The sequence below is a fragment of the Ramlibacter sp. genome (assembly GCF_029866045.1).
Classification (GTDB): Bacteria; Pseudomonadota; Gammaproteobacteria; order Burkholderiales; family Burkholderiaceae_C; genus Ramlibacter.
The window spans coordinates 1-10,431 of the sequence record NZ_JARXAB010000115.1 but is presented as its reverse complement, the minus strand read 5'-3'; the positions used below and the strand labels follow the sequence as shown (position 1 = coordinate 10,431).

Here is a 10,431-nt window from a genome sequence, read left to right as displayed (position 1 = left end):
CCAGAGGCCGCAAGGCCAGGAAATGGCCCCCGCGGTCCACCGCCAGGGGCGGCAAATCGAAGGCGGAGAACTCGCCGGCCAGACGCTGCATGGCGGCCAGCACCGCGTGGATGTCTTGACCCGGTGCCAGTGTGAAGGGCGCCTTCAGTGTGGCATGCCAGCCATAGCGTCGCGGGTCGTCGGTCAGTGATGTGTGCACTTCGAGGGCCAGCCCTTCGATGTGGGGCAAGGTCAGGCGCTGCTGCGTGGCTGCGCAGCGCCCCAGCCACTGGCTGCCCGCCTGTCCCCAGGGGCTGTTGGGGTCGGGCGCGAAGTAGATGGCGCATCGGTAAGGGGCTGCCTGCATTGTTTCAGTCCTCGTGGTTCACGGTCAGGGTCACACGGTCGCCCGCGAACCAGGTGCGGGCGTATTCGATCGGCTGGCCCTCAATGTCGACGTTGAGGCTGGTCACCAGAAGCACCGGCCGGTTGGCGGGCTGTTCGAGCATCTGCGCCACATCGGTCGAGGGCATTCGGGCGCTGATGCGGCTTTCCTGGCGCAGGTAGTCTTCCACGCCGTGCGCGGCCAGCGCCAAGGTAATGGAGCCACTCTCCCTCACGCCTTCAGCGAGGCGCTCGAAGCGGGGCAGGGGAAAGCAGCGCTCGCTCACATGCAGGGCGTGGCCCTCGCCGTCGCCCAGGGTCAGCAGCCACAGCAGGGGCTGGCCTAGCCCCATGTCCAGCGCCCGCGCTTGATCGTCGTCGGCATTCATCACCTTGGACTGCAGCACACGCAAGCCGCCGCGTACCCCCGCCTGCGCCAGGTTTTGTCGGTGCCGCGTGCGGCGGCCCAGCACCAGGTCCACTGCAAAAGCTTCGACGAAGGTGCCCAGGCCCTGGGTGGAGCGCACCAGTCCCCGCTGGCCCAGGTCTGCCAGAGAGCGCCGGATGGTGTGCCGGTGAACGCCGAACTGCTGCGCCAGCACATGCTCCGAGGGCAGTCGCTCGCCAGGCGGGTAGATACCCCGGCCGATTGCGCCCGCCAGTTCCTCGGCAATCCGCAGCCAGAAGCGGTCCCGCTCCGGGGCCTGTGTTCCATCGGGCGCTGTCGTCGTCGAGAGGGTCGTGGTGTCTGTCATGAAAGCTACACGGGGGCTGCCTAAGCTCCTTCCCATGTTGCATGGTTGTATAGACAACTAACAGGGTGCCACCGAGATGTTTCACGCATTTGACAATGACGGGCCTTCGCGCCCGGCAGCCCGCCAGGACTGGATGGCCCTGCTGGCCCGGGCGCCACAGCCGCTGCTGGAGCAGAGTTTGGCCGAGCACCTGCCCACCTCACAGCAATGGCTGCGTCGCCCGGAAACCGGTTTGATGATGGTGCAGGGTCGTGCGGGTGGCACCGGTGAACGCTTCAACCTCGGCGAAATTACCGTGACCCGATGTGCCCTGCGTCTGGGGGACGCCGGCAGCGATGCCCCGGTGGGCGTGGCCTACATCCTGGGTCGCAGCCACAGGCAGGTGCAGTTGGCCGCCCTGGCGGACGCGCTGCTTCAGGACGCCCAATGGTACGAGCGACTCGAGGCCAGCCTGCTCGAGCCGATTCGCCAGCATCTCAGGGAGCAGGAGGCCCGCCGCCGCCAGCGCGCACAGTCCACCCGCGTGGACTTCCTCACCATGGCCCGTGAAGCCGCCGGTGACGAAGCGGAGGATCAGGAATGAGCGCCCCTGACCTGAACACACTTGCCCCGGGCTTCGAGCATGAGGCCTTCGGCAGCCAGGCGGTGTTTCGCGCGGCGCTGCAGGCCCTGTCGCATCCGGGTCGTCCGGTCGACATGCCTGTCGGCGCTGCCGTTCCCCGCAGCGGCCACCTGACTGCAGCCGTGCTTCTGCTCGGCTTGCTCGACGCCGACACACGCCTGTGGCTTTCGCCCTCGCTGGCCGCGAGTGACGCTGCCGCCTGGCTGCGCTTTCACACTGGTTGCCCCCTTGTTACAGATTTGTCCCAGGCCCAGTTCTGCTGGTTCGGCCAGGGCGAAGACTGGCCCGATTTGGCGGACCTGAACCCGGGCACTGACACCTGGCCAGACCAGTCGGCCACCTGTGTGGTCGAAGTCGAGAGCCTGCGGGGCGACACCCCCGGCTGGACACTGCAAGGCCCGGGCATCGCGGGCGAGCGTCACCTCCAGGTGCGTGGCTTGCCAGCCAGCTTCGAGTCACAGTGGCAGGACAACCACGCGCGTTTCCCCCGCGGGGTCGATGTGTTTCTCGCCTCCCCCACGCAGATCGTCGGGCTGCCGCGTACCACCCGTCTCCAACACGCCGCAGAGGTCTGACCATGTACGTGGCCGTCAAAGGCGGGGAAACCGCCATTCTTAACAGCTACCGCCTGCTCGCCGAGCAGCGGCGGGGTGATTCGCAGCAGGCTGAACTCAGCGTTGCGCAAATCCGCGAGCAGCTCAAACTCTCGGTGGACCGGGTGATGACCGAAGGATCGGTCTACGACCCCGAGCTCGCCGCGCTGGCGATCAAGCAGGCCAGCGGCGACTTGGTCGAGGCCATCTTCCTGCTGCGTGCCTACCGCGCCACACTGCCTCGCCTGGGCAGCACCTGCCCGTTAGACACCGCACGCATGCAGCTTGACCGGCGCATCTCGGCCACCTTCAAGGACCTGCCCGGCGGCCAAGTGCTGGGCCCCACCTACGACTACACCCAGCGCCTGCTGGACTTCACGCTGCTTGCCACGGCCTCGGCCTCAGCCCAGGACGGCCCGGCGACGCCTGTCGCGGCCGCTCCCGCCACCCCCGCCGCGAGCGAATCGGTACCCCGGGTGGTGGACCTGCTCAATCAAGAGGGCCTGATTGAAACCTTCGCGCCGCCCGCAGACGACGCGCCGCCCCAAGACCTGACGCGCGAGCCCTTGCGTTTCCCGGCTGGCCGGGCCACGCGCTTGCAGAATTTGGCCCGCGGCGACGAGGGCTTCCTGCTGGCCATGGCCTATTCCACGCAGCGGGGTTACTCGCACACCCATCCCTTCGTCGGCGAGGTTCGCCTGGGGCAGGTGGAGGTGCATATCGAACCTGAGGAACTGGGCTTTGCCCTGTCCATCGGGGATATCGAGGTCACTGAGTGCGAGATGGTCAACCAGTTCGGCGGCAGCAAGACCGAGCCGCCCCAGTTCTCTCGCGGCTATGGCTTGGCCTTCGGTCACAGTGAACGCAAAGCGATGGCCATGAGCCTGGTGGACCGCGCCTTGCGTGCCGAGGAACTGGGCGAAGCCATCGAAGCGCCGGCGCAGATGCAGGAGTTCGTGCTCTCGCACAGTGACAGTCTGGAGGCCTCGGGCTTCGTGCAGCACCTGAAGCTGCCGCACTACGTGGACTTCCAGTCCGAGCTGGAATTAGTGCGCCGCATGCGAGCCGAGGCCCTTGCCAATTCGGCGCAACCATCCACGCCATCGCCGGAGGGCGCATGAACGCCGTGAACGACATCCCCTCCGGAGCGCTGCCGCCGGACCTGGCGCCGGAGGTCAACTTCGCCTACCTGGACGAGCGCACCAAGCGCATGATCCGCCGCGCCATCCTCAAGGCCGTGGCCATTCCGGGCTACCAGGTGCCCTTTGGCTCGCGCGAGATGCCGCTTCCCTATGGCTGGGGCACCGGCGGCATCCAGGTCACGGCTTCGGTGATCGGCCCGGATGACACGCTCAAGGTGATCGACCAGGGCTCGGACGACACCGTCAACGCCGTCAACATTCGCCGCTTCTTTGAGCGAACAGCGGGTGTCCGAACCACCAACCGCACGCAGGAAGCGACGCTGATCCAGACGCGCCACCGCATTCCCGAGAAGCCCCTGACCGAAGGCCAGATTCTGGTCTATCAGGTGCCGGTGCCAGAGCCCATGCAGCGCCTGGAGCCGCGGGAAACCGAGACGCGCACTTTGCACGGGCTGGCCGAGTACGGGCTGATGCACGTCAAGCTCTACGAGGACATCGCGCGCTACGGCCATATCGCCACCACCTACGACTACCCGGTGATGGTGAATGACCGCTACATCATGTCGCCGTCGCCGATTCCGAAGTTCGACAACCCCAAGATGGACATGAACCCGGCGCTCCAGTTGTTCGGCGCCGGCCGTGAGAAGCGCATTTACGCAGTGCCGCCCTACACCCGGGTGGAGAGTCTGGCGTTCGAGGACCATCCCTTCGAAGTGCAGAAGTGGAACGCCAGTTGCGCCCTGTGCGGCGCCACCGACACCTTCCTCGACGAAATGATCACCGACGACGCCGGAAGTAGGCTTCATGTCTGCTCTGACTCCGACTACTGCAAGGACCGCCAGGACGAAGCGGGCGCCAAGGGGCCTGCGTCTTGAACCTGCGCATCCGCGAGGCCACTGCCGAAGATCTGCCTGACGTGCTGGCGCTGTACGCGCAGCCGGCCATGGACGATGGCCGTGTCCTGTCCCTCGCGCAGGCCACGGAGTTGTTCGACCAGTTCGCCCGCTATCCCAGCTACCACCTTTACGTGGCCAGTGACGAAGCCCACCCATCGGTCGTGGTGGGTACCTTTGCCCTCCTGGTGATGCACAACCTGGGCCATCTCGGCACGCCCTCGGCCATCGTCGAGGATGTGGTGGTCAACCCCGGGCAGCAGGGCCAGGGCATCGGGCGCCAGATGATGGCCCACGCCCGCGAGCTGGCGCGCCAGGCCGGTTGCTACAAGCTGGTGCTGTCCTCTAACCAGAAGCGTGAGAGGGCGCATGCCTTCTACGAATCCCTGGGCTTCCAGCGGCACGGCTTCAGTTTCCTCATCGAGCTTTGATATGACTCCTCCCGACACCACCTTGCCCCAGCTGCCACTGCTCCGGGTACGCGGTTTGAAGAAGTGCTTCGGCGATCGCGTCGCCGTGGAGGATGCCAGTTTCGAGCTCTGGCCGGGGGAGGTGATGGCCGTGGTCGGTGAGTCTGGCTCCGGCAAGTCCACCTTGCTCAATGTCATTGCCGCGCGCAGCCGCCCGGACGCCGGACAGGTGGAGTTCCTGGGACGCGACGAACAGCTACACGACATTCACACCATGTCCGAGGCGAGTCAGCGCCTGCTGGCCCGTACCGACTGGGGCTTCGTTCACCAGAATCCGGCTGAGGGTCTGCGCATGGACGTGTCCGCGGGCGCCAACGTGGGCGAGCGCCTCATGGGCCTGGGCGAGCGCCACTACGGCCGCTTGCGCGAGACCGCCCAGGACTGGCTGCGCCGCGTGGAGATTGATGCCGCGCGCATCGACGACGCGCCGCGCACCTTCTCCGGTGGCATGCGCCAGCGCCTGCAGATTGCCCGCAACCTGGTCACTGCCCCCCGGTTGGTCTTCATGGACGAGCCCACTTCCGGCCTTGATGTTTCGGTGCAGGCCCGTCTGCTCGACCTGCTGCGTCAGCTCACGCGCGAGATGCAGCTGGCGGTGGTCATCGTGACCCACGACCTCGCCGTGGCCCGTCTGCTGGCGCACCGGATGATGGTCATGCAGCGGGGACAGGTGGTGGAGAGCGGCCTGACCGACCGGGTTCTTGACGACCCCCAGCACCCCTACACCCAGCTGCTCGTCTCCTCCGTCCTGCAACCTTGAACCGCAGGGAAACATCTTCATGCTGCAACTCCACCAGGTGTCCAAGCGCTTCACGCTGCACAACCAGAATGGCGCCGAACTTCAGGTGCTTCACAACGTCGATCTGTCGGTCACGCCGGGCGAGTGTCTGGTGCTCGACGGACCCTCGGGCATGGGCAAGAGCACCTTGCTCAAGTTGATTTACGCCAACTACCGCGCCAGCAGCGGCCGTATCGAGATGCGCCAGGCCGATGGCCGGGTTCTTGAGCTCGGAGAGGCCAGCCCGCGCGAGCTGATTCGCATGCGCCGTGACACGGTCGGCTATGTGAGCCAGTTCCTGCGCGTCATCCCGCGCGTCGCCGCGCTTGACGTGGTGGCCGAGTCTCTCGTCGAGGACGCTGCCGATCCTGCCGCCGCCATGGAGCCGGCGCGCGAGCAAGCACGTGCCTGGCTGGAGCGGCTGCGAATTCCCGAGCGGCTCTGGCAGCTGCCGCCCGCCACCTTCTCCGGCGGGGAGCAGCAACGCATCAACATCGCCCGCAACATGATCAAGCCTCGCCCGCTGCTGTTGTTGGACGAGCCCACCGCTTCCCTTGACCCTGCCAACACCCAGACGGTGATCGAGCTGATTCACGAGGCCCTGGCCCGTGGCGCCGCCCTGATGGGAATCTTCCACGACGCGTCGGTCGGAGCCGAGGTGGCTTCGCGCCGCGTGAATGTCGCGCAATTCAGGAGTGCTGCATGAGCCAGACTGTTTTCAAGAATGCCCGCGTGGTGCTGGCCGACGAGGTGGTTCGCGGCAGCGTGCAGGTGAAAGACGGCAGGATTGCGTCTGTGGACGTTGGGTCCACCTCCGTCAAGGAGTGTATTGACCTGAACGGCGACTTCCTGATGCCCGGCTTCGTCGAGATGCACACCGACAACTTCGAGCGGCACCTGATGCCTCGTCCCAAGGTGCAGTGGGCCGAGATGCCGGCTCTGCTGGCCCACGATGCCGAAGTGGCGGCCGCTGGCATCACCACCGTGTTTGACGCGCTGGGTGTGGGCGACGCCGACCCGGACAGCCTGCGTGGCAGCACCTGGGACGCGGTCATCGCCGCCATGGACAGCTGCACCGAGCTGGACCTGCTACGCGCAGACCATCACCTGCACGTGCGCTGCGAGCTACCGGCGCCCAACACGATCGACCTGTTCCAGCCCTTTCACGACCATCCGCGTCTGTCGCTGATCTCCCTGATGGACCACACCCCCGGCCAGCGGCAGTGGGAAAAAATTGAAGTCGCCCGCACCTACTTCACCGGCAAGAAGGGGTGGTCTGCGGAAAAGTTCGAGCGCCAGGTGGCTCTGTCCGGCCAGCTGCAGGAGCGCTATGCCGGGCCACACCGGGCCTGGTTCGTCAACTACTGCCGCACCCACGGCATTGCCTTGGCCAGTCACGACGACACGACCCTGGCGCATGTGGAGCAGGCCCATTCCGAGGGTGCCAGCATGTCCGAGTTCCCAACGACGATGCTCGCAGCGCGCGCAGCGCGCGAGCGCGGGCTCCTCAACGTGATGGGGGGGCCGAACGTGGTGCGCGGCGGCTCCCATTCGGGCAATGTGGCGGCCGCCGAGCTCGCCCGCAACGGCCTGTTGGACATCCTGTCCTCCGACTATGTGCCTGGCAGCTTGCTCAGCGCCGTGATGCGGCTGGTAGACGACGGCATTTTGACGCTGCCCCAGGCCGTGGCGACGGTCAGTCAGAACCCTGCCCAGGCCACCGGCCTGGCAGACCGGGGCCGCATCGCGCCCGGGCTGCGCGCCGACTTGATTCATGTGCGCCTGGTCGATTTGCCCCAAAGCCGCCATCACGCGGTGGTGCGGGCGGTCTGGCGCGAAGGCGCACGCGTGATCTGAGGCAGCTGCCTTCGAAATTTCGCGCGAGCGTCAAACGACTGTCACGAAACCTCTCCAGACTCTGCTGGTCCTTACACAGTGGTATCGCCCGCATCATGTCCTTGCGCATTGAAAACGTAAACAAGCATTTCGCCGGCGGCAAGCGGGCCCTGTGCGACATTAACCTGCAGATCGGCCAGGGCGAGATGGTGGCCCTGATCGGTGCCTCCGGTTCCGGTAAGTCGACCCTGCTTCGGATGGTGGCCGGCCTCCTGGAGGCCGACGCCCAACCGGGATCGAAGATCGTCGCCAACGGCAAGTGCGTGCAGCGCGAGGGCCGCGTCGCCCCGGACATCCGCGCCATCCGCGCCGAAGTCGGTTTCGTGTTCCAGCAGTTCAACCTGGTCGATCGCCTGTCCGTGCTGGCCAATGTGATGGTGGGACGCTTGCACCGTATGCCCTTGTGGCGTGGCTTGGCCCGCTGGTTCAATGCCCATGAGCGCAGCCGCGCGCTGGAGGCCCTTGAGCGCGTGGGCATCGCCGAGTGCCATGCCCAGCGCGCCTCCACCCTGTCTGGCGGGCAGCAGCAGCGCGCAGCCATCGCCCGCACGCTGGTTCAGGGAGCCCGCCTGGTGCTGGCCGACGAGCCGATCGCCTCGCTCGACCCGGAATCCTCCCGCAAGGTGATGGAGATCCTCACCAAGATTCAGCGCGAAGACGCACGCACGGTGGTGGTTTCCCTGCACCAGGTGGACATGGCCATTCGCTATTGCCCGCGTGTCGTGGCGCTGAACCAGGGCCGTGTCGTTTATGACGGCCCCTCGGCCGCCTTGACGCCTGCCCTGCTGCGTGAGCTTTATGGCATGCAGGCCGATGAATTCCTTCAAGGCAGCGAGTTGCTGCAATCCCCGGAAAAGACGCAGAGCAACAACGTATTGCCCTGGCCCGCCCCTGTGGCACAGGTCGCCTGACCTCGCTGCCACCCTCACCCCCCCCACGGAGTATCCCCATGTTGAAGAAAGCCTTCGCCGCACTGGCCATTGGCCTGAGTTTTGGCGCCGCCATGGCCCAGGAAATCACCTTTGGTTTCATCTCGACCGAATCGACCCAGAACCTCAAGGCCGATTGGCAGCCCCTGATCGACGACATGGAGAAGCAGACCGGTCTTAAGGTCCGGGCCTTCTTCGCCACCGACTATGCCGGCATCATTGAGGGCATGCGCTTCAACAAGGTGCAGATCGCTTGGATGGGGAACAAATCTGCCATGGAGGCGGTGGATCGTGCCAATGGCGAAGTCTTCGCGCAGATGGTCAATGCCGATGGCACCCAGGGCTACTACTCGCACCTGATCGCCCACAAGGACAGCCCGATCAAGAACCTTGACGACATGTTCAAGAATGGCAAGTCCCTCAGCTTCGGTAACGGTGATCCCAACTCGACGTCGGGCTTCCTGGTCCCGAGCTTCTATGTCTTCGCCCAGAACAAGATCGATCCCAAGGCCCTGTTCAAGGTCGTGCGTGGCGCCAACCACGAGACCAATGCCCTGGCCGTCGCCAATAAGCAGGTCGACATCGCCACCAACAACAGTGAGAACCTGGACAAGTTCCGCGAGCGTCAGCCCGAGAAGTTCAAGGACATCAAGGTGGTCTGGACCTCGCCCCTGATTCCGCTGGATCCGATGGTCATCAGCAAGAGCGTCCCCGAAGCGACCCGGGTCAAGATCCGGAACTTTTTCTACAACTACGCCAAGACCGACGCGCGCGAGAAAGAGATCGTCATGAAGATCGGAAAGCTTTCCGGCTTCAAGGCCTCGACGAACGACCAACTCAAGCCGATTCGTCAGCTGGAGTTGTTCAGCATGCGCAACAAGATCGAGGCCGATACGGCCCTGACCGACGCCGACAAGCGGGCCAGGCTGGCTGCGGTGGATCAGCAACTCGCTGCCATCAAGTAAGTTTGATTTCCTCGGAGCGCTTGAATGTCTGTACCCACCAGCCTGAAGTCGCAGGCTAACTTCCACGCGCTCACTCAAGCGTCTGCGCCTAAGCGCAGCCTTGCCTGGTACATGGGTTGGGGCTTGCTGCTGGTGCTGCTGGCAGCCAGTTGGAAGGGCGCAGACATGCGCCCCATGGACTTGTGGCGGGACAGCGGCAACATGGCCAAGTACGCTTCGGAGTTCTTCCCGCCCAACTTCTCCCAGTGGCGCTTGTACCTCGCGGAGATGGTGATAACGCTGGAGATCGCGTTGTGGGGAACAGCCCTGGCGGTCGTCTCCGCCATCCCCATGTCGCTTCTGGCTTCGTCCAATATCGTGCCTTGGTGGGTCTACCAGCCGGTGCGCCGTTTCCTCGACGCTTGCCGCGCCATCAACGAAATGGTGTTCGCCATGTTGTTCGTGGTCGCTGTGGGCCTGGGGCCTTTCGCGGGCGTTCTCGCGCTGTGGATCCACACCACGGGAACGCTCAGCAAGCTGTTCTCCGAGGCTGTCGAGGCCATCGATCCGCAGCCGGTGGAGGGCATTCGGTCCACCGGGGCTTCGGCGCTGCATGAAATCGTCTACGGCGTGCTTCCCCAGGTCCTCCCGCTATGGGTGTCCTTTACCCTCTACAGACTGGAGGCCAATGTGCGCTCGGCCTCGGTGGTTGGCATGGTGGGTGCGGGCGGCGTCGGTGTGGTGCTGTGGGAAGTCATTCGCGGGTTCCAATATGCCGAGACCTGCGCGGTGATGATCATCATCGTGGTGTCGGTCAGCCTGATCGACCTGGTCTCCTCCCATATCCGCAAGCGCTACGTCTGAGGCGTCCATGTCGTTGTCCCTGCCTGAAATACATCGTCTTTTGGAAGTGCGCGGCCAAAGCCAGTACGGCATGGAGGCCATCAGCCAGCTCGAACACGCACTGCAGTGCGCGCACTTGGCCGAGGAGGCAGACGAGACGCCCCAAACCGTCGTGGCTTGCCTGCTGCATGACCTGGGGCATT

At 65.1% G+C, this 10,431-nt stretch carries 13 protein-coding genes; 11 read left to right on the top strand and 2 right to left on the bottom strand.

Features of this window, described 5'->3' with window-relative positions; genetic code table 11:
• Window positions 1–346, bottom strand: a 346-nt coding sequence (locus QE494_RS12590) for a DUF1045 domain-containing protein (RefSeq protein ID WP_300043762.1), incomplete at its 3' end; no start/stop codon positions are given.
• Between the two features lie 4 nt (window positions 347–350).
• Window positions 351–1,118 carry a phosphonate metabolism transcriptional regulator PhnF gene (gene phnF / locus QE494_RS12585; RefSeq protein WP_300043761.1) on the bottom strand — a complete coding sequence of 256 codons (768 nt, stop codon included), beginning with the start codon at window positions 1,116–1,118 and terminating at the stop codon, window positions 351–353.
• Between the two features lie 76 nt (window positions 1,119–1,194).
• Between phnF and phnG the strand changes: the two genes are divergently transcribed.
• The 11 genes from phnG (at window position 1,195) to phnE (ending at window position 10,249) form a co-directional block, all read left to right on the top strand.
• Entirely contained in the window at window positions 1,195–1,701 is a 507-nt protein-coding gene (gene phnG, locus QE494_RS12580; protein ID WP_300043760.1) for a phosphonate C-P lyase system protein PhnG, read from the top strand.
• Window positions 1,698–2,315, top strand: a complete 618-nt coding sequence (phnH, locus tag QE494_RS12575) for a phosphonate C-P lyase system protein PhnH (protein ID WP_300043758.1) — start codon at window positions 1,698–1,700, stop codon at window positions 2,313–2,315. Before phnG ends, phnH begins: the two co-directional genes overlap by 4 nt.
• 2 nt (window positions 2,316–2,317) lie before the next feature.
• Complete coding sequence (locus tag QE494_RS12570; protein WP_300043756.1) at window positions 2,318–3,454, top strand: carbon-phosphorus lyase complex subunit PhnI; 1,137 nt, start codon at window positions 2,318–2,320, stop codon at window positions 3,452–3,454.
• The gene (locus tag QE494_RS12565) at window positions 3,451–4,350 is read left to right on the top strand and encodes an alpha-D-ribose 1-methylphosphonate 5-phosphate C-P-lyase PhnJ (RefSeq protein WP_300043755.1); all 900 of its coding nucleotides are present in this window, start codon (window positions 3,451–3,453) and stop codon (window positions 4,348–4,350) included. Before QE494_RS12570 ends, QE494_RS12565 begins: the two co-directional genes overlap by 4 nt.
• Window positions 4,347–4,799 carry a GNAT family N-acetyltransferase gene (locus QE494_RS12560; RefSeq protein WP_300043754.1) on the top strand — a complete coding sequence of 151 codons (453 nt, stop codon included), beginning with the start codon at window positions 4,347–4,349 and terminating at the stop codon, window positions 4,797–4,799. The genes QE494_RS12565 and QE494_RS12560 overlap by 4 nt, the downstream gene beginning before the upstream one ends.
• A gap of 1 nt (window position 4,800) precedes the next feature.
• A complete protein-coding gene (gene phnK / locus QE494_RS12555) occupies window positions 4,801–5,598 on the top strand; it encodes a phosphonate C-P lyase system protein PhnK (protein ID WP_300043753.1) in 798 nt (265 codons plus the stop codon).
• 19 nt (window positions 5,599–5,617) lie between these two features.
• Entirely contained in the window at window positions 5,618–6,322 is a 705-nt protein-coding gene (gene phnL / locus QE494_RS12550) for a phosphonate C-P lyase system protein PhnL (protein ID WP_300043752.1), read from the top strand.
• On the top strand, window positions 6,319–7,473 hold the full coding sequence (locus QE494_RS12545; RefSeq protein ID WP_300043751.1) for an alpha-D-ribose 1-methylphosphonate 5-triphosphate diphosphatase: 1,155 nt from the start codon (window positions 6,319–6,321) through the stop codon (window positions 7,471–7,473). The genes phnL and QE494_RS12545 overlap by 4 nt, the downstream gene beginning before the upstream one ends.
• Before the next feature lie 95 nt (window positions 7,474–7,568).
• A complete protein-coding gene (gene phnC, locus QE494_RS12540) occupies window positions 7,569–8,423 on the top strand; it encodes a phosphonate ABC transporter ATP-binding protein (RefSeq protein ID WP_300043750.1) in 855 nt (284 codons plus the stop codon).
• A 38-nt stretch (window positions 8,424–8,461) separates the two neighbouring features.
• Complete coding sequence (phnD, locus tag QE494_RS12535) at window positions 8,462–9,406, top strand: phosphonate ABC transporter substrate-binding protein (protein WP_300043749.1); 945 nt, start codon at window positions 8,462–8,464, stop codon at window positions 9,404–9,406.
• Between the two features lie 111 nt (window positions 9,407–9,517).
• On the top strand, window positions 9,518–10,249 hold the full coding sequence (gene phnE / locus QE494_RS12530) for a phosphonate ABC transporter, permease protein PhnE (protein ID WP_300043763.1): 732 nt from the start codon (window positions 9,518–9,520) through the stop codon (window positions 10,247–10,249).
• Window positions 10,250–10,431: the final 182 nt, after the last annotated feature.